The 22,255-nt window shown below is 68.7% G+C and carries 20 protein-coding genes; 9 read left to right on the plus strand and 11 right to left on the minus strand.

All coding sequences use genetic code 11. The annotated features are described in order from the left end of the window. Window positions 1–3 precede the first annotated feature (3 nt). Complete coding sequence (locus KBI5_RS01620) at window positions 4–618, plus strand: DNA-3-methyladenine glycosylase I (protein WP_085014159.1); 615 nt, start codon at window positions 4–6, stop codon at window positions 616–618. 102 nt (window positions 619–720) lie between these two features. Here KBI5_RS01620 and deoC read toward each other — a convergent pair whose 3' ends face one another. Beyond that, on the minus strand, window positions 721–1,503 hold the full coding sequence (gene deoC, locus KBI5_RS01625) for a deoxyribose-phosphate aldolase (RefSeq protein ID WP_085014116.1): 783 nt from the start codon (window positions 1,501–1,503) through the stop codon (window positions 721–723). A gap of 37 nt (window positions 1,504–1,540) precedes the next feature. Between deoC and upp the strand changes: the two genes are divergently transcribed. Next, window positions 1,541–2,179: a uracil phosphoribosyltransferase gene (upp, locus tag KBI5_RS01630; protein ID WP_011435142.1), complete on the plus strand. Its 639-nt coding sequence runs from the start codon at window positions 1,541–1,543 to the stop codon at window positions 2,177–2,179. Here the strand turns inward: upp and KBI5_RS01635 are convergent. Next, window positions 2,125–4,173, minus strand: a complete 2,049-nt coding sequence (locus tag KBI5_RS01635; RefSeq protein ID WP_085014117.1) for a phospho-sugar mutase — start codon at window positions 4,171–4,173, stop codon at window positions 2,125–2,127. The genes upp and KBI5_RS01635 overlap by 55 nt on opposite strands. An 18-nt stretch (window positions 4,174–4,191) precedes the next feature. Further along, window positions 4,192–5,004 (minus strand): purine-nucleoside phosphorylase, encoded by an 813-nt coding sequence (locus tag KBI5_RS01640; protein WP_023839882.1) that lies wholly within the window; start codon window positions 5,002–5,004, stop codon window positions 4,192–4,194. A 39-nt stretch (window positions 5,005–5,043) separates the two neighbouring features. Here KBI5_RS01640 and KBI5_RS01645 point away from each other — a divergent pair, with 39 nt between their 5' ends. The 4 genes from KBI5_RS01645 to KBI5_RS01660 all read left to right on the plus strand — a co-directional run bounded on the left by KBI5_RS01645 (window position 5,044) and on the right by KBI5_RS01660 (window position 10,149). Beyond that, window positions 5,044–5,430 (plus strand): hypothetical protein, encoded by a 387-nt coding sequence (locus KBI5_RS01645; RefSeq protein ID WP_023839883.1) that lies wholly within the window; start codon window positions 5,044–5,046, stop codon window positions 5,428–5,430. Window positions 5,431–5,629: 199 nt separating this feature from the next. Continuing rightward, entirely contained in the window at window positions 5,630–7,486 is a 1,857-nt protein-coding gene (aspS, locus tag KBI5_RS01650; protein ID WP_051623742.1) for an aspartate--tRNA ligase, read from the plus strand. Between the two features lie 221 nt (window positions 7,487–7,707). Further along, window positions 7,708–8,856, plus strand: a complete 1,149-nt coding sequence (locus tag KBI5_RS01655; RefSeq protein WP_085014118.1) for a glutamate--cysteine ligase — start codon at window positions 7,708–7,710, stop codon at window positions 8,854–8,856. A gap of 75 nt (window positions 8,857–8,931) precedes the next feature. Beyond that, complete coding sequence (locus tag KBI5_RS01660) at window positions 8,932–10,149, plus strand: amidohydrolase (RefSeq protein ID WP_023839885.1); 1,218 nt, start codon at window positions 8,932–8,934, stop codon at window positions 10,147–10,149. A gap of 106 nt (window positions 10,150–10,255) precedes the next feature. Here the strand turns inward: KBI5_RS01660 and KBI5_RS01665 are convergent, their stop codons facing one another. After that, window positions 10,256–10,696: a gamma-glutamylcyclotransferase gene (locus tag KBI5_RS01665; RefSeq protein WP_011435148.1), complete on the minus strand. Its 441-nt coding sequence runs from the start codon at window positions 10,694–10,696 to the stop codon at window positions 10,256–10,258. Between the two features lie 193 nt (window positions 10,697–10,889). On the opposite strand from KBI5_RS01665, the gene KBI5_RS01670 reads away from it, so the two are divergent. Next, a complete protein-coding gene (locus tag KBI5_RS01670) occupies window positions 10,890–12,371 on the plus strand; it encodes an NAD(P)H-quinone dehydrogenase (protein WP_085014119.1) in 1,482 nt (493 codons plus the stop codon). Window positions 12,372–12,561: 190 nt separating this feature from the next. On the opposite strand, the gene KBI5_RS01675 is transcribed toward KBI5_RS01670, so the two are convergent. The 4 genes from KBI5_RS01675 to KBI5_RS01690 all read right to left on the minus strand — a co-directional run bounded on the left by KBI5_RS01675 (window position 12,562) and on the right by KBI5_RS01690 (window position 16,890). After that, window positions 12,562–12,972, minus strand: coding sequence for a DUF5313 family protein (locus KBI5_RS01675; protein WP_085014120.1), 411 nt, complete (start codon window positions 12,970–12,972; stop codon window positions 12,562–12,564). Between the two features lie 71 nt (window positions 12,973–13,043). Beyond that, a complete protein-coding gene (locus KBI5_RS01680) occupies window positions 13,044–14,801 on the minus strand; it encodes a biotin carboxylase N-terminal domain-containing protein (RefSeq protein WP_085014160.1) in 1,758 nt (585 codons plus the stop codon). A 116-nt stretch (window positions 14,802–14,917) separates the two neighbouring features. After that, complete coding sequence (locus tag KBI5_RS01685) at window positions 14,918–15,169, minus strand: acyl-CoA carboxylase subunit epsilon (protein WP_011435152.1); 252 nt, start codon at window positions 15,167–15,169, stop codon at window positions 14,918–14,920. Window positions 15,170–15,294: 125 nt separating this feature from the next. Further along, entirely contained in the window at window positions 15,295–16,890 is a 1,596-nt protein-coding gene (locus tag KBI5_RS01690) for an acyl-CoA carboxylase subunit beta (RefSeq protein ID WP_085014121.1), read from the minus strand. Between the two features lie 201 nt (window positions 16,891–17,091). Between KBI5_RS01690 and KBI5_RS01695 the strand changes: the two genes are divergently transcribed. Together KBI5_RS01695 and KBI5_RS01700 are read left to right on the plus strand one after the other, a co-directional pair. Next, complete coding sequence (locus KBI5_RS01695; protein ID WP_011435154.1) at window positions 17,092–18,024, plus strand: biotin--[acetyl-CoA-carboxylase] ligase; 933 nt, start codon at window positions 17,092–17,094, stop codon at window positions 18,022–18,024. Window positions 18,025–18,073: 49 nt separating this feature from the next. Continuing rightward, window positions 18,074–18,583 (plus strand): PH domain-containing protein, encoded by a 510-nt coding sequence (locus tag KBI5_RS01700; RefSeq protein ID WP_011435155.1) that lies wholly within the window; start codon window positions 18,074–18,076, stop codon window positions 18,581–18,583. Window positions 18,584–18,621: 38 nt separating this feature from the next. Here KBI5_RS01700 and KBI5_RS01705 read toward each other — a convergent pair whose 3' ends face one another. The 3 genes from KBI5_RS01705 to KBI5_RS27485 all read right to left on the minus strand — a co-directional run bounded on the left by KBI5_RS01705 (window position 18,622) and on the right by KBI5_RS27485 (window position 21,945). Continuing rightward, entirely contained in the window at window positions 18,622–19,335 is a 714-nt protein-coding gene (locus KBI5_RS01705) for a hypothetical protein (RefSeq protein WP_011435156.1), read from the minus strand. Between the two features lie 29 nt (window positions 19,336–19,364). Continuing rightward, entirely contained in the window at window positions 19,365–20,630 is a 1,266-nt protein-coding gene (locus KBI5_RS01710) for a hypothetical protein (protein ID WP_023839887.1), read from the minus strand. Between the two features lie 874 nt (window positions 20,631–21,504). Then, window positions 21,505–21,945 carry a hypothetical protein gene (locus KBI5_RS27485; protein WP_051868615.1) on the minus strand — a complete coding sequence of 147 codons (441 nt, stop codon included), beginning with the start codon at window positions 21,943–21,945 and terminating at the stop codon, window positions 21,505–21,507. Window positions 21,946–22,255 lie beyond the last annotated feature (310 nt).

Consider the following 22,255-nt stretch of genomic DNA (forward strand, 5'->3'; position numbering starts at 1 on the left):
CCGGTGAGGCCCGCCTCGGATGTCCCGGTGAGGCCCGCCTCGGATGTCGTGGTGGGAGCCGATGGTTGCCCGCGATGCCCGTGGGGTCTGTCCACGCCGGAGTACGTCGCCTACCACGACTACGAGTGGGGGCGTCCGGTCAGGGACACGGTCGGTCTGTTCGAGCGGCTGACCCTGGAGGCGTTCCAGTCCGGCCTGTCGTGGTTGACGATCCTGCGCAAGCGGTCGGCGTTCCGGGCGGCGTTCGCCGGATTCGACCCGGCAGCCGTGGCCGCGTTCGGTTCCGCGGATGTCGACCGGTTGCTCGCCGACGCCGGCATCGTCCGAAACCGTCGCAAGATCGAGGCGACGATCGTCAACGCCCGCGCCGTCCTTACGCTCGACCATCCTCTGGAGGAGCTGATCTGGTCGTTCCAGCCGGAGCCGACGGGGCGGGCGGCGCCGGCCACCCTCGCCGACGTGCCGGCGAAGACCCCCGAGTCGGTGGCGCTCGCCAAGGGGCTGCGCGCGGCCGGGTTCGTCTTCGTCGGTCCGACCACCGCCTATGCTCTGATGCAGGCCTGCGGGCTCGTTGATGATCATCTGTCTGGCTGCTGGGTGGCGGGGGGCGTGGGCTAGCCGTCAGATCTCGGCTGTGGCCGTCGGCGGCGGTTCAGTCCGTGGCCGTGAACCGGCCGGATGGGCTGGGTGGAGCTCCGGCGGATCATCCGGGGAAGCCGGTCACCTGGGAAAGCCGGCGAGCACATCCGCGGAGGCGGACAGCCCGAGCCGGGTCGCGCCGGCCTCGATCATCTCGATCGCCTTCTCGGTGGTGCGGATGCCGCCCGAGGCTTTGATGCCGAGCCGGCCACCCACGGCCGCCGTCATCGCCCGCACTGCGCGCACGCTGGCCCCGCCGGCCGGGTGGAAACCGGTGGAGGTCTTGACGAACTCGGCGCCGCCGGCCTCCGCTGCCCGGCAGGCGGCGCCGATGCTCTCGTCCGGCAGCAGGGCCGTCTCCAGGATGACCTTGAGCACGACGTCCGGCGGCACCGACAGCCGGACCTCGGTGATTTCGGTCTCGATCGCTCGCCAGTTCTCGTCCATCGCGTTGGCGATGTCGATGACCATGTCGATCTCCGTGGCGCCGTCCGCGACCGCCCGCCGCGCCTCCTCGGCCTTGATGACGGTCAGGTGCGTGYCGTGCGGAAAGCCGATGACAGAGGCGACGCCGAAGGCCGGCCTGACCTCACCGCGGTCCCGTCGGGTACTCGCGGCGGCCAGGTAGACATGGGTCGGCGCCACACAGACGGYACCGACACCCAGCTTGGCAGCCTCCCCGCACAGCGCGAGTATCTCCTCGCCGGTGGCGGACGGCTGTAGCAGTGTGTGGTCGACCATCCGGGCCACCTCGGCGCGCCGCAGGGTGGGGCGAGCGCCGGCGGCCGGTCGGGAGGGGGACTTCTCGGGTTCCTCRCCGGGACGGTCCGATCCTGCCGGAGCCGTTGTCATACGTTGCATCATTGCCGATCGCCCGGCTTCGCGTACGAGGAGTCYTTCCGTGCAGCTGCACATCGTCGACCATCCCCTCGCGGCCTCGTCGCTGACCGTCCTGCGGGACGAGCGCACGCCCCGGTCCCGGTTCCGGCCCGTCCTGTACGACCTGGCGATGATGCTCGTGTACGAGGCGACCCGTACGCTGCCGACGATGCCGGTCGCCGTCACGACTCCGCTGGCCACGACCTCCGGGGTGCGGCTGGCCGCGGAGCCGGTCGTCGTCCCGGTGCTGCGGGCCGGGCTCGGCATGCTGCCGGCGGCGCTCAACCTGCTTCCCGACGCCCACACCGCGTTCATCGGGCTCTCCCGCGACGAGACGACCTTCGAACCCACGGTCTACCTGGAGGCGGTGCCCAGCGATCTGGCCGGCCGCCCGGTGCTGCTGCTCGACCCGATGCTCGCCACCGGCGGTTCGGCCCTGCACTGTCTGCGGCTGCTCGCCGACCGCGGGGCGCGGGGCGTCACCGTGGTCTCCGTGGTGGCAGCACCGGAGGGCCTTGCGGCGCTGGAATCCGGTGGCCCTGCGGTCGGCACGGCGGACCTGACCGTTGTGACCGCCGTGGTCGACGAGAGATTGAACGAGACGGCCTATATTGTGCCCGGGCTCGGCGACGCGGGTGATCGGATCTTCGGCGAGATGTGATCTCCGTCGCGTCCGTCGAGCAGATTGCCCGCGGCCGTATGCAGGTGGAGCAGGCGTGCCGCGGCCTGGTCCCGAGCCGCGGGCACCGCGTCAACGGCATGCCCCGGCACCGGCTCCACGGTCTCGAGGTACACCTTCAGTTTGGGTTCGGTCCCGCTCGGGCGGAAGATCACCCGGTCCTCGTCGAGGAACAGCATGAGCACGTCGGCGGGTGGCAGAACCGGATGCGCCGCGTCGGCGCGGTCCACGGGGCGTGCGGGTCGAGGGGGAATGCCTCCCGCCGGTGCGTCCCCGTCCCGCGGACCGGCCAGCAGGTCACGGACCGCGGTGACGGGACGCCCGGCGAGGCTGGTCGGCGGCTGGGCCCGCAGGCGGTGCATCGTCTCGTCGATCTGGGTGACGTCGTCGAAGCGCGCCGAGCGTTGCCCCGTGAGATGGACACCGAGTCGTGCGGACAACTCGTCGAGCAGGTCTGGCAAGGTCCGGCCTCGTTGCTTCGCCCGCGCGGCGACCAGGGCGATGGCGAGGGCGGCGGTGATGCCGTCCTTGTCGCGGACCAGCTCCGGGGCGACGGCGTAGCCGAGTGCCTCCTCGTAGCCGAAGACCAGCCGCGCGTCCGCACGCATGATCCACTTGAATCCGGTCAGCGTCTCGGCGTAAGGAACGCCGACCTCGGCGGCCAGCGCACGCAGACCGGAGGAGCTGACGATGGTGGTCGCCACCGGACCGGGGCAGGAGTGCAGGACATGATCGGCGAGAAGCAGACCGACCTCGTCGCCGCTGAGTACCCGCCCTCCGACGGCGACGGCGCACCGGTCGGCGTCGGGATCGTTGGCGAGTACCAGATCGGCGTCGATGCGCTCGCCGAGCGCCAGAACCCGGTCCATCGCCCCCGCCTCCTCGGGGTTCGGCCACTGGACTGTCGGAAACTCCGGATCGGGTTCGGCCTGCTCGTGGACGACCCTGGGTGCGGCGAGACCCGCGGCGGTGAACACGGCGCCGAGAACGCCTGCGCCGACACCGTGCAACGGGGTGTACGCAACGGTCAGGGCCGTCGGGTCTGTGGTCACGTCTGTGCGTAGGTCGGTGGCTGTGGCTGTGGCTGTGGCTGTGGCGGTGGCGGTGGCTGCCCGGCCGGCCGTGGCCGCCGCGTGTATGTAGTCGTCGACGACATCCGCATCGAGCCTCCGCCAGGTCTCGGCGAGTGGGATCGCCCGGGCGGGGCCGGCAGCCGCGATCATTCCTTCGATCTCACGGTCCGCCGGAGCCACGAGCTGCGCTCCCCTCGCGGCGTCAGAGGAAGCATCACCCAGGTAGACCTTGTAGCCGTTGTCGGTGGCCGGATTGTGGCTGGCCGTGACCATCACGCCGGCGTCCGCGCCCAGCCTGCGCACGGCGAAGGCCAGCACCGGAGTGGGTAGCGGCCCGGGGAGTACCAGCGCCCGCAATCCGGCACCGGCGAACACCCGGGCGCTGTCGAGGGCGAACGCCTCGCTGCGATGCCGGGCGTCGTAGCCGACGACGACGGTCGCCGTCGAGGAATTCGGGGCCGCGGCCGAGCCCGGTGCGGCGTTCATGGAGCTCCCGGCCGTGGCCGGATCCGGCTTCGGTGCCGCCGGTGCTGGTGGTGCCGGTGCTGGTGGTGCCCTGCTCGTGAGCCAGGTGGCGAGTCCGGCGGCGGCGCGGCGCACCACGGCAGTGTTCATGCCGGCTGGACCGGCGCGCAGTGGCCCGCGCAACCCGGCTGTGCCGAACCGCAGCGGTCCGTGGAAACGTGTGGTCAGTTCCGCGAGCAGCGTGGCATCGTGACCCGCGCCGTCGCGCAGCCGGGCCAGTTCGGCCCGGTCGGCGGGATCCGGATCATCGTTCAGCCAGGCCTCGACCTGCTCGGCGAGCGGGCTGGGCAGGGACGTCGGGCTGGGCAGGGACGTCGGGCTGGGCAGGGACGTCGGGCCGGGCAGGGACGTCGGGCCGGGTCGGGACGCGGACGGCATCGCGATTCCGCCGCGGTCCTACAGCCGGGTGACGATGTCGGCGAGCAGGATACCCAGGCGTTCCGCGGCGGCGGCTCCCGCGGTCAGCACCTCGAGATGATCCAGCGGCTTGCCGCTCATCCCCGCCGCGAGGTTGGTGACCAGGGACAGGGCCAGCACCTCCGCTCCGGCGGCCCGCGCCGCGATCGTCTCGTGCACGGTCGACATGCCGACCAGGTCGGCTCCCAGGAGCCGCAGCATGCGGATCTCCGCGGGTGTCTCGAAGTGCGGACCGGGCAGTCCCGCATACACCCCTTCGGTCAGGGTGGGATCGACCTCGCGGGCAAGCGTCCGTAGCCGGGGGGAATAGGCGTCGGTCAGGTCGGTGAACGCCGGGCCGACCAGGGGCGAGCGGCCGGTCAGGTTCAGATGGTCAGCGACGAGGACGGGCTGGCCGACGTACATGTCCGCGCGCAGACCGCCGGCGGCGTTCGTCAGTATGACGGTCGACGCGCCGGCCGCACAGGCCAGGCGGACCGCGTGGACCACCCGGGACAGGTCATGGCCCTCGTACGGATGCACGCGACCCAGATAGATCAACAGGCGACGGTCGCCGAGCTGGACGGAGCGTGCGGTCGGCTTGTGCCCGGGAACGTCGGTGTTGGAGGGGAAGCCGCCGAGTTGGGTAAACGTGACCTCGGTGACGTCGGTCGCCTGCCGGGACAGTACATCGGCGGCCGGGGGCCAGCCCGATCCCAGCACAATCGCGATGTCGTGCCGGTCGGCTCCGGTCAGCTCGGCCAGGGTGGCGGCCGAGGCCGCCGCATTCGGTTCGTCCGCCTGTGCCCTCACCCGGCGACTGTACGGGGTGTGTGGAGGACACTGACGCCCGTGCCCCTGATACCGTCCCACCGTCGTCTCCCGGCAGTGCCCCTGGAGTCCGGCGAGTTCACCGAGGTCGTGCTGCGCGGTCGGCTCACCGACCCGAGCGGACCCGGACGGTTCACGGCGAAGGTCGAATCCTTCGTCGGACACCGGTTCGGGGCCTCGCGCTGGATCGTGCTGACCGATCGGCGGCTGCTGGTCCTCGCCCCCTTCCCGCGGGAGGGCGACTGGTTCGACGTCGTCTTCGACCGTCGTGAGGTGACGGCGTCCCGAGGCGTCAAGCACGGAGATGTGATCACCGTCGAGCTCACCACTCCCCGCGGCCGTCAGGTTCTGCGCATCCCGGCCCGGCTACGCGGGGAGGCGAGCCGTTTCATCCGCGCGCTGCGCTAACAGTGAACGATCTCGCCGTGCGGCCTGTGCGGCCTGTGCGGCCTGTGTGGCCCGTGCGGCCGCCGGGAGCGGCGGTCTCGCGGTTACCGGCCGATAGGGTCAGGACTGGATCCCGCGACGGGCGCGGTGACATCGCCACACATCTGGCGAGAAAAGTACCCGGCGGGCCGGACCAGACTGCGATGGGAACAACGGATCGATGACTACGACCCAGTCGACCACCGGCGAGCTACCGATCCCGGTGGCGGGGGCCGCCACCTCGGGCGGGCGGCAGCGCACGGCCATGCGCACACATATGTGCGGTGATCTGCGATCGGATCACGTTGACCAGACCGTGACGGTGTGTGGCTGGGTGGCGCATCGCCGTCAGCATGGCCAGTCGCTGACCTTCGTCGACCTGCGTGACCATTCCGGGATCATTCAGGCGGTCGTCGACGGCTCGGTCGACGTCCGGACCGAGTACGTATTGCGGATCACCGGTACCGTCGCCGTCCGCCCGGAGGGGACCGCGAACCCCGCCCTGGCCACGGGCGAGGTCGAACTACGCGACTGCGAGGTGCAGGTGCTCTCGGTCGCGACACCGCCGCCGTTCCCGCTGGACGATCGAGCCGACTCCGTCGATGAGGCCACTCGTCTCGCCTACCGCTATCTCGATCTGCGCCGTGACCGGATGCAGCGCAACCTGCGGATCCGCTCGGCGGTTCTTGCGGCGATGCGCTCGGCGCTTGCCCCGCTGGACTTCGTCGAGGTCGAGACGCCGCTGCTGATGCCCTCGACCCCGGAGGGAGCACGGGAGTTCATCGTTCCGTCGCGCCAGTTCCCAGGCAGTTTTTACGCCCTCCCGCAGTCACCCCAGCTTTTCAAGCAGCTGCTCATGGTGGGTGGGACGGATCGCTATTTCCAGTTCGCCCGGTGCCTGCGCGACGAGGACCTACGGGCCGACCGGCAGTACGAGTTCACCCAGCTCGACCTCGAGATGAGCTTCGTGGACCAGGACGACGTGCTCGACGTGACGTCGGCGGCGGTTTTGGCCGCGGCCCGGGCGGTGACCGGCGGCCCCGTGCCGCCGATCGAGCGGATGTCCTGGCACGAGGCGATGAACCGCTTCGGGGTCGACAAGCCGGACCTGCGGTTCGGCATGGAACTCGTAGAGCTGACCGCGGTCTTCGCGGGTAGCGGTTTCAAGGCGTTCGCCGGGGCCGAGGCCGTCAAGGGAATCCGCGTACCCGGCGGATCGGCCTCGCACAACCGGCGCAAGCTCGACGATCTCACCGCGCGGGCGAAGGGACTGGGCGCGAAGGGCCTGGTCTGGATGCGGGTCGGTCCCGGCGGTGAACTGGAGTCCCCGGTGGCGAAGTTTCTCTCCGCCGAGGAACTCGCCGGCATCGTCGCGGCAACCGCGGCGGTGGCGGGAGACCTTCTTCTCCTGGTCGCCGACGAGTGGGCGACCACCTGCGAGGTACTCGGCCAGCTTCGCAACGATCTGGGCCGCCCACCGGCCGGCGAAGGTCCGTTGCGGTTCGTGTGGGTCGTCGACTTCCCGCTGTTCGTCGGGGTGGACCCTGGCACCGGACGGCCGAAGCCGGGGCATCACCCCTTCACCCGTCCGCACCCCGACGATGTGGACAAGCTGGAGACCGATCCGCTCGCGGTGCGTAGCCGGGCGTACGATCTGGTGCTCAACGGCTGGGAACTCGGATCCGGTTCGATCCGGATCCATGAGAGCGGTCTCCAGCAGCGCATCTTCGGGATCCTCGGAATCTCGCCGGCGGAGGCGAAGGCTCGATTCGGCTTCTTCCTCACCCCTTTTGGCTACGGGGCACCACCGCACGGCGGATTCGCGGTGGGGATCGACCGGTTGGTGGCGATCCTCGCCGGTGAGGAGAACATCCGGGAGGTCATCGCCTTTCCCAAGACCCAGTCGGGACTCGACCCGTTGACGGGCGCCCCGACGCCCGTGACCGATCGTCAGCTGCGTGAGCTGGGGGTGCGGGTGGTCACGGCACCGGCACCGGCACCGGCACCGGGACAGGGGCAGGGCCCGGTAGCCGTCTGAGTGCGTCGGGCCTGGCCGATGAGCGGTGCGGTGGTCGGGGCCGGGCATTGCCGCGACCAGGCCTTTGGCCAGCTTCCCCGGTGGGGTGGTGGGGTAGGAACGGGCCGAATGGGGTAGTCACCTTCTGCTGCCCGTGAGCCGAGCCGGTGGGTGACGGCTGTCTGGTGCTGTTACCGACCCCGAGCTGTTACCGACCCCGAGACCCGACCCCAGGAGGCCAGGTGCAGATCCCTTTCTCGTCGTCGTCGAGCACCAGTCTCGGCATCGAATGGGAGCTGCAGCTCGTCGACCAGCAATCGCGCGAACTTCGCGGCGAGGCCAGCGGGATTCTTCACGAGCTGCGGGCGAAGGTCGGGGAGTGCGAGGCGGCCAAGGCCAAGCACGAGCTGTTCGAGTCGACCATCGAGGTCATCACCGGGGTCTGCGACTCGGTGGAGGAAGCGACCGCGGACCTGTCTGGAACCGTCTCGCTGCTGCGCGATCTGGCGGAACGGCGCGGGATCGGGCTGATGTGCAGCGGCACGCACCCAGCCAGTGACTATATGGGACAGCGCATCACCGAGGATCATCGCTATTTCCGGTTGGTCAGCCAGATGCAGTGGTTGGCCCGGCGGCTGCTCATCTTCGGCGTCCACGTACATGTCGGAGTGCGGTCTGCGGACAAGGCCATGCCGATCGTGAACGCTCTGATGGCCTATGTCCCACATTTTCTCGCCTTGTCGGCGTCGTCGCCCTACTGGCTGGGCGGAGACACCGGGCTGGCCTCATCGCGATCACAGGTCTTCGCGAGCCTGCCCACCGCGGGGCTGCCGTACCCGTTGGAGGACTGGCCGGGTTTCGAGTCGTTCATGGAGACACTGATTGTCTCCGGCACCATCGAGACGATCCGCGAGGTCTGGTGGGACATCCGTCCACATCCCAACTTCGGCACCGTGGAACTGCGGGTCTGCGATGGTCTGCCGTCCCTGATGGAGGTGGGGGCGGTTGCGGCTCTCGCGCAGTGCCTGGTTGACCGCATGAACACCCAGATCGATCGTGGGTATCGTCTCCCGACCCCGCAACGATGGCTCGTGCAGGAGAACAAGTGGCGGGCGGCCCGGTACGGTCTGGACGCGCAGATCATCGTCGATGGTCGGGGCGGTATCCGGCCGGTCCGGGATGACATCACCGATCTCGTGGAGGATCTGCTTCCGGTCGCCCACCGTCTCGGTTGTTCATCCGAGCTCTCCGACACGCTGACCATCCTGCGGACGGGCGCGAGCTATATCCGGCAGCGGGACGCCGCCCGGCGGGCCGGTGGAGATCTCACCCGGGTCGTCGATACCSTTCTCGAAGAGATGAACACCGGCCGTCCGGTAGTCGACGGCTAGACACGCCGGCGAATACCCCGAACCGCCTGCGTTCAGGGCCCGCGTGGCGTGTGCAGGGAGGAGCCCGGCCGGCAGATGAAGGTTGACGAGACCGCGGCGGTCGCCGGGTGGGTGGCCGCGCACGAATCCGAGCTGATCGCGTTGCGTCGCGATCTCCACGCTCACCCGGAGCTCGGCCGGCAGGAGCACCGCACCGCCGAGCAGGTCGAGGCGCGGCTTCGGGCCGCGGGACTGTCGCCGCAGCGCCTGCCGGACCTTCCTGGCCTGTGGTGTGACATCGGTGCCGGCGTCGATCATGATCCAGGCGCTCCCGTGATCATGCTGCGGGCCGACATGGACGCTCTTCCGCTCTCGGATATCAAGGACGTGCCGTACCGCTCCACCGTTCCGGGTGTGGCTCACGCCTGCGGACATGACGTACACACGACCGTGGCGCTCGGCGCCGGACTCGCGCTTGCCGAGGTCGCACGCGTGTCCACGCTGCCCGGGACCGTGCGCCTGGTGTTCCAGCCCGCGGAGGAGCTCATGCCGGGCGGCGCGTTGGACATCATCGACGCGGGCGTGCTGAAGCCGGTGACCACGGCGATCGCGCTGCACTGCGATCCGGCGCTCGACCTGGGCATGATCGGTCTGCGGACGGGTCCGATCACCTCTGCCGCCGATGCCGTCGAAATCACGCTGGCCGGGCCCGGCGGTCACACCTCCCGGCCACAGAACACAGTCGACCTGGTGTACGCGCTCGTCCGCCTTGCGGCCGATCTCCCTGCCGCGTTGGGGCGACTGGTCGATCCCAGGTCGGCGCTCTCCCTGGTCTGGGGTCAGGTGCAGGCGGGAACCGTTGCCAACGCCATCCCTCGTACCGGTCAGCTTCGAGGCACGGTCCGCACCCTGTCCCGGGAGACCTGGGAGAGCGTGCCGGCGCTGGTCACTCAGGTTGCCGAGCAGCTCGTCGCACCGTACGGAGCACAGATCGTGGTCGACTACCGCCGTGGCGTGCCGCCCGTGGTGAACAGCGTGGATGTCGTCGAGGTCCTTCGGACCGTCGTCGACCGCGTGTTTGGTCATGGGGCCTCCACCATGGTGGCGCAATCGCTTGGTGGCGAGGACTTCGGTTGGTATCTGAACCACGTGCCGGGGGCCTTGGCCCGATTGGGCACTCGGACACCCGGCGGCCACACCTACGACCTTCACCAGGGCAGCTTCGACGTGGACGAGAGGGCGATCGGTGTGGGCGTGAAGCTGCTTGCCGGCGCGGCTCTCGATCTGCTGACCCATACGCCCCCGGCGCCGTGACGCTACGTCCGCCTCTGTCCGGATCCGCGGCCGCGCCTCATGGTGTGATGCGTCACGCTGCCGTGATGCGTCACGCTGCCGTGATGCGTCACGCTGCCGTGATGCGTCATGCGGTCGGTCGCGAACGGAGTTCGGCCACGTAATCGGCGGGTGCCCCGGCCTTCTCCGCGGAATCGGCGATCATCTCGAGGTACCGGCGCGACGGGAGTCCTCCCTCGTAGGCGTCGAGAACATAGGTCCAGGCGAGGGCCTCCCCATCAAGGGTGGAGACCCGCACCCGGATGCGGGTGTACAGGCCGGTGTCCGCGCCCTCCCAGACGTCGAGCCGTTCCAGGTCGTAACGGTCGAGGTCGTACAGAAGGACGTACGCGTGAGCACCCGGAGCCTCGACGATGGTCGGCAAGGCTCCATCCCAACCGACGTTTTCACCGCCGAACGTGAGACGCCAGCCATTGATCCATCCAGTGCCGGTCACGGGCGAGTGCGGGGCCCGCTCCTTCATCTGCGCCGGGTCGAGGTTGCCGGCGTAAGCCGCGTACAAGGTCATTGTGATCTCTCGGAGGGTTACGGTGCGTGATTGTAACTGTAATTTCCGCTCATGAAAGGAGGAAGATGGCCCTACCTGACATCGCCGATGTCGGACTCCGTCTGCGATCCTACGGAGCCTCCCGCACCGGCAGGAGAGCGGCCGCGGCGGCGGGGCAAGATGATAAGGAAGCGATACCGGATCGGGAGGGCACGTGACTCGCATCGTCATTCTTGGTGGAGGGCCCGGAGGCTACGAGGCGGCTCTCGTCGGCGCCTCACTCGGCGCGACGGTCACCGTCATCGACTCGGAGGGGGTCGGTGGTGCCTGTGTGCTCACCGACTGCGTTCCCTCCAAAACCTTGATCGCAACTTCGGAGACCATGACGAACCTCGCTCTAGCTCCCGGCCTGGGTGTCCGCCCGCATAGTCTTGGCTCTGGGCCGGAACCGGCGTTGCCCCCCGTGGCCTGGGGGATCAGTACCGGCACGGACTCGGGCACCCGGCCGCTCACGCCCCCGGAGGTCGTCAATGTGGATGCGGAGCAGGTGTACGAACGGGTCCGTGATCTAGCCAAGGCCCAGTCCCTGGACATCGAGCGCCGGCTCGAGCGCGAGAAGGTCGATGTCGTGCACGCCTCTGGGCGCCTCGTCGGGCCGCACGCAGTCGAGACCAGCACCGGTGAAACCTTCGTCGGTGATGTGATTTTGATCGCGACCGGCGCCTCACCACGCGACCTCCCCACGGCCCGGCCAGATGGTGAGCGGATTCTCACCTGGCGCCACCTCTACGACCTCAAGGAGATACCCGAACATCTGGTCGTCGTCGGTTCCGGCGTCACCGGAGCCGAGTTCGCCAGCGCGTATCGGGCGCTTGGCGCCGAGGTCACGCTGGTTTCCTCGCGCGAACGCGTGCTGCCGGGGGAGGACCCGGATGCCGCCCGGGTCATCGAGGATGTGTTCGTGCGGCGTGGGATCGAGGTGCTCAACCGATCGAGGGCGGCGTCGGTACGGCGCATCGGGGACGGTGTGATCGTCGAGCTGACCGACGGCCGGACCGTTACGGGAAGCCACGCTCTGATGGCGGTTGGTTCGGTACCACGCACCAAGGGCCTGGGACTGACTGACGTGGGGGTACGGCTTGGGCCTGGTGGGCATGTGAACGTGGACCGGATGTCGCGGACCTCGGTGCCGGGTGTCTACGCGGCCGGTGACTGCACCGGAGTCCTCCCGCTCRCATCGGTCGCCGCGATGCAGGGGCGTATCGCCATGTGGCACGCCCTCGGCGAGGCCGTCACACCCTTGCGGCTCGGGACGGTGTCGTCCAACATCTTCACCGAGCCGGAAATCGCCACCGTCGGAGTCACGCAGGTGATGAAGGACACCGGGGCAGTCGCAGCCGAGGTGACCACAGTTCCACTCTCGCGGAATCCGCGGGCGAAGATGATGGGTATTGAGGACGGCTTCGTGAAACTGTTCTGCCGTCCGGGGAGTGGAAGTGTGCTTGGCGGTGTCATTGTCGCGCCGCGTGCATCCGAACTCATCCTCTCTATCTCGCTCGCGGTCGAACACGGTCTGACCGTCGAYCAAATCGCACATACGTTCTCGATCTACCCGTCGCTCTCCGGATCGATCACCGAGGCGGCTCGCGTCCTGCGTACGCGCGACTTCTTCGCGGGATTCGACAACCCAGAGTGAGCAGGGGCCCGGCAGGGCCGCGCGCGGCACCTCCTGCCATCTTGRGCTGCCGTGTTGGGCCGCGGACGGCAGTCGCCGCTGCCGGGCGCTGCCCGCAGACGCAGACGAGTGGCGCGGGCACCGACCCGTCCCGACTCTCATGACGAAGGTCGGCGCGGCGAGTACTGCCGACGCCTGCCTGTGGAGAAGGCTACGAGTTGTCCCCGWCTCCCTCGTCCTCATCGTCGCTCGTGGGGAAAATTGGAGGAAAGCCATGCTGTTCCAGCCGGCGGTTCCGGAAGAACCCGCTGGTGGCGAAGCCGAGCCCGATCCCAGAAATCAGAAGAAACGCGACGACGATGGCTCGGACTTCGAGCTCACCGGGCAGCAGGGCAAAGATCAGCGCGAAGGGCAACATCAGCAGGAAGGGCCGTGTCGCCTGGCGCAGCCTCCAGCCGGGGCCGGTGAGGTCATGCGAGACCCAGTCGTTGTAGGCCGGAGGAAGGGTCCCCCCAAGCAGGTAGTGCACTCGCCCGGTCAGCGGTGGTCGCTGAACGACCGGGCGGGCCACCGCCAGCTTCCGGTCCTGGCCGCTCACCGTCGGGCTGTCGTTACCGTCCATACCTCGCAGCCTATGAAGTCTGCGGTGGAGAGGTGGCAGTCGACGGTGGGCAGGTCGAGCTTCAGTGTGCTCTAGTCTTTGATCTCACAGAGCACGGTGCCGCTGGTGACAACGGCGCCGACGGTCGCAGCCAGTCCGGTGACCGTGCCATCCCGATGCGCGTTGATCGGCTGTTCCATCTTCATCGCTTCCAGAACAATGATCAGATCACCCGCGGAAACGGTGTCGCCGTCGTTGACCGCGACCTTCACGATGGTGCCCTGCATGGGACTGGCCAGGGCGTCGCCCGTGACCCTGGCCGCCGCCGTGCCGCGAGCGCGCCGCTTGGGCGCCGCTCCCCGGGAAGYGGCGACGGGGGCAGAACCGAATCCGGCGGGTAGCACGACTTCGAGGCGTTTGCCGCTCACCTCGACAACCACGGTCTCCCGCGGCTCGGGGGTGGTGTCGGCCTCAGTCCCTCCCGCGAAGGCCGGGATGGTGTTGTCGAACTCGGTTTCGATCCAGCGGTTGTGGATACGGAAAGGCTCTGCGGCGTCCTCCGGGGCGAAGGCGGGATCCCGTACGACCGCGCGGTGGAACGGCAGCGCCGTCGCCATTCCCTCGATGACCATCTCATCGAGGGCACGCCGAGCCCRCTGCAGAGCTTCCTGCCGGGTTGCTCCGGTGATGATGAGCTTTGCGAGCAGGGAGTCGAAGGCGCCGCCGATGACGCTGCCGCTTTCGATGCCGGTATCGAGCCGGACGCCGGGGCCGGCCGGCGCGATCAGCTTGGTGACCGTGCCGGGTGCGGGAAGGAAGTTACGGCCGGGATCCTCACCGTTGATGCGGAATTCGATGGAGTGACCGCGAGGAGCCGGATCGGTGAAGTCGAGTGCCTCACCCTCGGCGATACGGAACTGGGCACGAACCAGGTCCACTCCGGAGACCTCTTCGGTCACCGGATGCTCGACCTGGAGGCGGGTGTTGACTTCAAGGAAGCTGATCATGCCATCGCGGGCGACGAGGAACTCGACGGTCCCGGCCCCGACATAGCCGGCTTTCTTGCAGATCGCCCTCGAGGCGTCGTACAGCGAGTGGAGCTGAGCCTCCGAGAGAAACGGTGCCGGCGCCTCCTCCACGAGCTTCTGGTAACGGCGCTGGAGTGAGCAGTCGCGGGTACCGACCACGACGACGTTGCCGTGCGTATCCGCCAGGATCTGGGTCTCGACGTGGCGCGGCTGGTCCAGATACCGCTCGACGAAGCATTCCCCGCGACCGAACGCCGCGACCGCCTCCCGGACGGCACTGTCAAACAGTTCGGGGAGCTCCTCCGCGGTCCAAGCGACCTTCAGTCCGCGCCCTCCGCCACCAAAAGCGGCCTTGATGGCAACCGGAAGGCCGTACTGCCCGGCGAAGGTGACAACCTCATCGACGCCGGCCACGGGGTCTGCGGTGCCGGGCGCGAGCGGCGCGCCGACCGCTAGTGCAATATGCCGGGCCGCGGTCTTGTCTCCGAGACGGCGGATGGCCTCCGGCGGCGGGCCGATCCAGGTGAGGCCTGCGGAGATCACGGCCTCCGCGAAGTCCGCATTCTCCGAGAGAAAACCGTATCCCGGGTGGACGGCGTCGGCCCCGGAGGACTCGCAGGCATCGAGAATTTTGTCGATGCGCAGGTACGAATCACCAGGGGTCGCGCCTCCCAACGCAAATGCCTCGTCAGCAACGCGTACGTGCAGGGCATTGATATCTGGTTCCGCGTAGACTGCGACGCTGGTGTATCCGGCGTCGCGGCAGGCGCGGGCCACTCGAACCGCGATTTCTCCCCGATTGGCGATGAGGATCTTACGCACGTCGCTCCCGTCCTCGTCCGGCCTGCCTGCGTGTAGGTGAGTCGGGCCGCACATTTTGCTGTCATTGTACCCAGATGTGATGCTGCAGACATCCCGACGTCATGTCTATCGGTTGATCACCAGTCGGCTCGAGTGCGCGCACCCGGCGTCATCCCGGACCTTTGCCACGCCCCCGGTCCGGTGGTGAGACTGCCACGGAGCGCCAGCGTCGGGCTGGCCCAGGACGAACGGCGGGTGGCCGGTGCCGACGAGGGAACGGCGCGAGCCGTCAGGAGCGCCACCACGGCGGCGATCTCCTCCGGCGTCGCCTCACCGCGGATCAGCTGCAGCCGAGGCTGACTCGCCCGCCTGTCATCGTCCTGAACCACGTTTTTCTCCTCGGTACCTCGAGTAGCTGGTGCGTCGTACGTATGCCGTCCGTGGGCCCGCGGCCCGGGAGATCTCCGCCGCGGGCGGATTCCCCTTCCGGCGAGCCGGCGACGGCAGATCCCGCCTATAGCGGGATGTTGCCGTGCTTCTTCGGTGGCAGGGATTCACGCTTGGTACGCAGCAGACGCAGTGCTCGAATGAGCTCGCGCCGCGTTTCCGACGGGCTGATGACCGCGTCGAGATAGCCCCGTTCCGCCGCGATGTAAGGGGTCGCGAAGTGATCGGTGTAGTCTTGGATCAGCTCGGCCCGACGAGTCTCCGGTGACTCGGACCTGGCTAGATCCCGTYGATAGATGATGTTGACGGCACCCCGGGCGCCCATCACCGCGATCTCGGCGGTTGGCCAGGCAAGGTTGATGTCCGCCCGCAGGTGCTTGGACCCCATGACGTCGTAGGCACCGCCGTAGGCCTTCCGAGTGATCACCGTCACTTTCGGTACGGTGGCCTCTGCGTAGGCGTAGATCAGCTTGGCGCCACGGCGAATGATGCCGTTCCACTCCTGGGAGGTGCCGGGAAGGAAGCCGGGGACGTCGACCAGAGTCAGCACCGGGATGTTGAATGCGTCGCAGGTCCGGACGAACCGGGCGGCCTTCTCGCTGGCGTCGATGTCGAGGGTGCCGGCGAACTGCATCGGCTGGTTGGCGACCACCCCGATAGAACGTCCATCCACCCGGCCGAATCCGACGATCATGTTCTGGGCGAACTGAGCGTGGACCTCGAGAAAGTCACCCTCGTCGAGGACCCGCTCGATGATCTGGTGCATGTCGTACGGAGTGTTCGGGGAGTCGGGGATGAACGTGTCGAGATCCGGGTCGATCTCGGCGTCCAGATCGTCCACGGCGTCGTAGCTCGGGGCGTCGTCGAGATTGTTCGACGGAAGGAACGACAGCAGCGCACGGGCGAGTTCGAGGCACTCCGTCTCGTCGGCCGACTGGAAGTGCGCGACACCGCTGCGGGAGTTGTGGGTGTGTGCGCCACCCAGTTCCTCCATGCCCACGTCCTCGCCGGTGACCTCCTTGATCACGTCGGGGCCGGTGATGAACATGTGGCTGGTCTGGTCGACCATCAGGGTAAAGTCGGTGATCGCCGGGGAGTACACGGCGCCACCGGCGCATGGCCCCATGATCAGTGAGAGCTGTGGGACGACGCCGGAGGCCATCACGTTGCGGTAGAAGATTTCGCCGTACAGACCGAGGGAGACGACACCCTCCTGGATACGCGCTCCGCCGGAGTCGTTGATGCCCACGACGGGGCAGCCCGTCTTCAACGCAAGATCCATGATTTTGACGATCTTCTCACCGAAGACCTCACCCAGGCTGCCACCGAAAACGGTGAAGTCCTGGCTGAACACGCAGACCTGCCGGCCGTCGACAGTCCCGTACCCGGTCACCACGCCGTCGCCGTACGGCCGGTTGGCCTGGACGCCGAAGTCGTGCGCGCGATGGCGGGCGAAGGCGTCGGTCTCGACGAACGACCCGGGGTCGAGGAAGGCCTCGACCCGTTCGCGGGCTGTCATCTTGCCCTTGGCATGCTGCGCGTCGACCGCTCGCTGGGACCCGGCGTGGACGGCATCATCGTTCACGCGCCGCAGGTGGGCGAGTCGGCCTGCGGTGGTGTGCGGGTCGGGAGCGGAATCCTCTGCGGACGCGGGAAGAGCCATAACCGGCAGCGTACGACCCCCGTGGGTCCACGCGTGTGATTGATGTGCAGCGGATCTCACCGGATAGGCGAGATTCGTGGGCCTCCGGCGAGTTGACCGTATCCCGGATCAGCTCGCCGATCGTCCGCCGATCGTCCGCCGATCGTCCGCCGATCGTCCGAGTCGCCGACGGGTGACCGGACGGTCTGGCAGGGTGGACCGGTGCCACCCTCGAAGGAGCCCGCACCCGCGGGACCCTCTCCCGAGCAGCCCGCGTCCGGCAAGCTCCCGTCCGGCAAGCCCTCGCCGGCGTCCCCTCGGGCCCGCCCTGCCGGAGAGGGGCGATTCTCGTCCGTCGGAACACGTGAACCGCTGGACGCCGCACGCCTCGCGGCCCGTGCCGCCGCGGTCGGTCTCGACCTGACGGTGGTAGAGGAGACCGACTCGACCAACGCCGCGCTGGCGCGCATCGCCCGGGGCGAAGACACCGCCCGGGGCGAAGACACCGCCCGCGGCCGGGGACGGGTTCTCGTCGCCGAACGGCAGACGGCGGGTCGTGGTCGGCTCGACCGATCATGGGAGTCTCGCCCTGGTGCCGGGTTGACGGTCTCGCTGCTGCTGCAACCCCGGCTACCGATGTCACTGTTCGGCTGGCTGCCCATGGTGGTCGGAACCTCGCTTCTGGCGACGCTACGCGAGGTGGCGGCGGTTCCCGCAGTCCTGAAATGGCCCAATGACGTTCTCGTTGACGATGCGAAGCTCGCCGGCATCCTGGTCGAGGTCGTCCAGGTCCCACTATCGTCACCCTCGGTGATTATCGGTTTTGGGTTGAATGTCATGGCGGAGCGTGACGAGCTCCCGGAGCGGTCGACAAGCCTGCTGCTCAGCGGCGCGCTTCCGGCGGCTCTGGACCGGACCGAGCTGCTCGGGGTGGTACTCGCGGATCTCGTCGGGGCGATCACTGGCTGGGAGGCCGACCCGCAAGCGGCTCGCGCGGAGTACCTACGGGTGTGCGCGACGATCGGCAGGCGGGTGCGCGTCGAGCTGCCGGACGGTTCGGCGGTGCTCGGGACCGCCACCGACGTTGACCCCGACGGCCGGCTCGTCGTCAACGGGCGACCCTACAGCGCCGCCGACATCGTTCACCTGCGGTGACGAGGGACCCGGCAGTGATCTGTCCGCCCGAGATGCGACGATCGTTGCCGTGGCGTTTCCCGACGATATCCTCACCCAGGACGAAGAGGTTGTCCTTCATGTGCACCCGCACTGGGTCAGCCTGGTAGTCCCGGCGTTCTGGACGGTTGCCGCCCTCCTTTTCGCCGTGYTGGGGGTTTTCTTCGCACCCGGAGGGGTGTTGCAGAAGCCCATCCAGTATCTCGTGCTTCTGGTCGCCTTCGGTGCGATCGGTTACCTGAGTGTGATGCCATGGTTACGTCGGATGACGACCCATTACGTCGTGACGAACCATCGACTGGTGATCCGCGAAGGGGTCGTCACGCGGGTCGGGCGTGACGTCCCGCTCGCCTGGTTGGTTGGCGCGACGGTGCAGCAGAACGTCATCGACCGGCTTCTGGGCTCGGGTGAGCTGATCATTGAGGCGGTGGGGCAGCGGGGCCGGGTCAGCCTGTCGTGTATGCCGCACGCCGAGCGGGTGCAGGAAACCCTCGCCGATCTCTCCGCGCCCTACCAGTCACGGGGCTATCCGGGGGCCTGACGCCGGGACGGCCGGAGGCGGTAAGCACGGCAGATCCGTCACACCGGATCGAACTCCCGCCACCATGCGAGCAATTTGTCGGCCTGCGGGTCCTCCGTGGCGAAGCCGAGACGCTCGTCGTCAACCGTCCAGAACACCGAGAACCGGCCGGGTCTTGCATCGCACAGGAAGGTGCCACGGCGTCGGGAGCCGCGTGCCCAGCGTTCGATGCCGGTCTGTCCCTGATAACAGTCGCCGACGTCGGCGAGGGCTGCGGACCGGCGGGCGATGTCGCGGGTCAGGGCCGAGGCGTCCCGGTAACGCAGGACGAGGATTCGAGCGGGGGCTGGAGCGTCGGTCGCCACCCCGGGGACGCAGCTGAGGGCCGCCTCCACGCCATCGGGTACCGCCTGTCCCTCGCTGGGCGGCGCACTCGTGCACTCGTCGACCGCGAACGGCTTGAGCGAGGACCGCAGCCGGGCCTCGGCGGCGTCGAGCGTCGGGCCCGGCGACGGTCCGACGCCGGGCCCTCCGGAGGCCACGGTGCCTGCGGTGCCCGTCGTGCCGGACGCCGACGGGTGGCGACCGGCGGGGCTGTCGCTCGGATCGTGGGTCACGGCGAGTCCGATGGTGATGCCACTCGCGATCAGAGCCGCGATGATCAGGACGATCGCGGTGAGGGGTCCACGACGCCACCACGAGCCGGTTCCACCGGATGGATCCTCGTCACCGTCGGCCGGATTCCGCGGGAATCCGTCTTCGGAACCGTTCACAGGTATCCGGCCTCCCGAGGAAGGTCAGCTCAATGGCGGAGTGGATCGAACGACTTCCACCATCTGTTGAGGTTACCCGGATCTTGATCATCCGCGGAGAACGCGATTCGATAGTCGTCGTAGGTCCAGAACTCGTAGAAACGCTTCGCGAAGAAGTAGCACAGCCGGGTGCCACCGGTCGACTCGGCCGGCGAGCTCCACTGCTCCGAGCTCTGCTGRCCATCGTCGCAGTTCCCCTCGTCATAGTAGTACGTTTCACGGGCGCCGATCTGCCGGTCCATGGCGGACTGACTCGGGAAGTGGAAGGCGGTGACCTCGATGCCGCTGGAATCCTTGCAGACGAGGGCGGCGTCGGCGTAGGCGCTGTCACGGTGTGCGGGGACGGCGCATCCCGTCATGACGACCGGGTTCAGTAGTGAGCGGAGGATCTCCTGTGGATTGCCGGCCGGCTGTCCACCGCTCCCCGACGCTTCGATGGTCGATGTTCTGGCGACGGATTGTCCGCTCGTCGTGTCGGCGCCGTCCCCGCCGGTGAAGACGACGACTCCGAGCAGGATCACCAGGGTCAGGAGGAGACCGCCGCCCGCGAACAGCAGGCGTCGATCCACGCTGACCTCGTGCCGGGAGGCCGTGCCGCGCTTGGCCATGGGGGCCAGGGGGGCCACGGCGCGCTCGGTGAGCCCGGGTCCGGCCGCGCCGGCGGGGATTCCCGTCGGGTGGACGGGCGGCTCCGGCGGAAGTCCCGGCAACAGCCCCGGTAACGACGAGGGCCGTCTGGAATCCGCAGGCGCGCCGAGCCGCACGGCGGTGGCCGTGTCGACCGAGGGGGCGGACGTGCCGAGGAGATTGACGGGCGCCGACGCTGGAAAGCCGCCGGTCGGGACAGGCGTCCCGCCCGTCAACGGGTGGTCGGCGGGTGATACGGGAAGCGGAGATGCGCCGGATGTGACCGGAGTTCCGCTCACCGAAGGGAATCCGTTCGGCGGGTTGACACCGATTGTCGCTCCGGGAGTTGGCGCCGGATAACCGATGGGCGGTGCGGACGGCTCGGCCTGCGCGTCAACGCCGTTCGTGGACCTGCCCCGGGCCTCGAAGGCTCCGAGGAAGGCCGTGTCACCGTTCGTGCCGAGCCCGGTGCCGGTTTCGGCCGCGAGGGTTCCGGGCTGGTTCGCGAGGGTTCCGGGCTGGTTAGGGTCGCCGCCCTGGATGCCGGGCCGTCCGGTGGGCGGGGTCAGGCGATAGGTGAGGTCGCCGTCGTCCGGCCACGGTGACGATGGGGTGTGGTGTGGGGACATCGACACTCCGGAGGACGTCTGAGGTCCCGAAGGCAGGGGGGGGCCGAAGGCCACCGGGGAGTCAGAGCTGCCGGATCTGGTTGGCGAGCCGTAGTAGAGCGGACCGGGCGGGCCGGCCATGCCTGTGGGTGGCCCGGGGGGGCCCGGGGGGCCGGGAGGTCCCTGCGTCCCCGACCGAGCCGGCAGGCCAGGCGGTCCCTGCCCGCCCGGACCAGGCTGGTCCGCCCGGGCGGACCAGGCGGGGGGGCCGGTGGGCGGGGCGGAGCCGGGCGGGGCGAGAGATTCGGGTGGCCCGGGGGGAGCGGGAGGCCATGACGGAGTGGAGGGCGCGGGCGGCCCCGGCAGGCCACCCGGACCGGGCAGTCCCCCGAAGCGGGGGGGAACCGTGGGAACCGCGGGAACCGGCGGGCCCGGTGGCAGAACCGGGCCTTGCGGTATGGAACCCGGCGGCGGTCCCGAGCCCAGGGCCGACGGCGGTGGGACCGGATTCGTGTATGGCGGAGGCGACAAGGCATGCCCCGGCTCCACCCCTGGTCCCCGGTGCAGTGGATACAGGATGGTCCGGTCAGGCCCGTCCGGGTCTGCATCGGGGCCRCTCCCTGGCCGCGGCAAGTCCGGCGGTGGCTCGGACACCTGCGACGCTTCGTTGTCGCCTTGGCCGGGGCTGGGCACGGTTCCTCCCGAGATGGGTGACAGGTGCGACCCCAGCGTAGGCCCCTCACCACCCGGATATGGGCGATGTCAGGCTACTGCGTCACAAATACTGCTCTATCACCACCCGCCCGGCCGAAGGCAAGCAGGCAAGATCGAATTCACAGCAAACGGCGCCCCGCCGTGTGGACGTGGCCGCGTCCCGGYGGCGTCCACCGCGACGTCAGGCCTTGGGCACCGGATCGAAATTACTCCACCATTCGTACAGGGCCGCCCCGTCGGGGCCGGTCGCCATGAAGGAGACCAACGTGGAGTTGTAGGACCAGAAGATGAAATGATCACCGTCACGTACGTTGCAGACGGCCGTGCCCTGGGTCGCACCCTCGTGGAAGTTCCAGGTAAAGACCTCGTCGCCGCCCTGCTCGCATTTGCCTCCGGTGGTGGTGACCAGGGACTTGCGCACCTCGACGTCGCTGTTCAGATCACTGGTGGTCGCGTAGGAGTAGGCGGCTACCACCTTCCCATCATCCGAGTTGCAGAACAACGACGCCTTGATGTGGCCGCCCTCGGCTTCGCTGTTGGGCTCGCAGTCCATCATCACGGACGAGTCGAGCTTGGCCAGCAGGGCGTGCTGCGCCGAGGTGAACTGCGCCGAGGGACTCACACTCGGACTCACACTCGGACTCGGACTCGGACTCGGACTTGGACTTGGCGAGGGCGATGACGATGGGCTTGTCGAGGTCGGCGAGGCGCTGGGGCTTTCGGACGCGGCCACCGTGCCCGGGTTGTCGGAACCTCCGGAGAGGAGCGCAACCGAAACAACGATCAGGAGGAGTGTCGCCGCCACCGCGGCAGCGATGATGGTGTTACGCCGACGTTGAGAGCCGCCGGGCCGGGGGGGCGCCCCCGGCGGCGGATAGCCTCCGTAACCGTCYGCCGCGGGGTAGCCCTGCTGCTGATAGCCCTGTTGGTAA

The organism is Frankia sp. KB5, from assembly GCF_002099325.1.
In the GTDB taxonomy this organism is placed as follows: domain Bacteria; phylum Actinomycetota; class Actinomycetes; order Frankiales; family Frankiaceae; genus Frankia; species Frankia casuarinae.

Excerpts from the sequence above, each read along its gene's own strand:
- KBI5_RS01665 (WP_011435148.1), bottom strand. The coding sequence starts at position 10,696 with ATGACCTTGTACGCGGCTTACGCCGGCAACCTCGACCCGGCGCAGATG.
- KBI5_RS01635 (WP_085014117.1), bottom strand. The coding sequence starts at position 4,173 with ATGCCGTCCGCGTCCCGACCCGGCCCGACGTCCCTGCCCGGCCCGACG.
- aspS (WP_051623742.1), top strand. The coding sequence starts at position 5,630 with ATGACTACGACCCAGTCGACCACCGGCGAGCTACCGATCCCGGTGGCG.
- KBI5_RS01660 (WP_023839885.1), top strand. The coding sequence starts at position 8,932 with ATGAAGGTTGACGAGACCGCGGCGGTCGCCGGGTGGGTGGCCGCGCAC.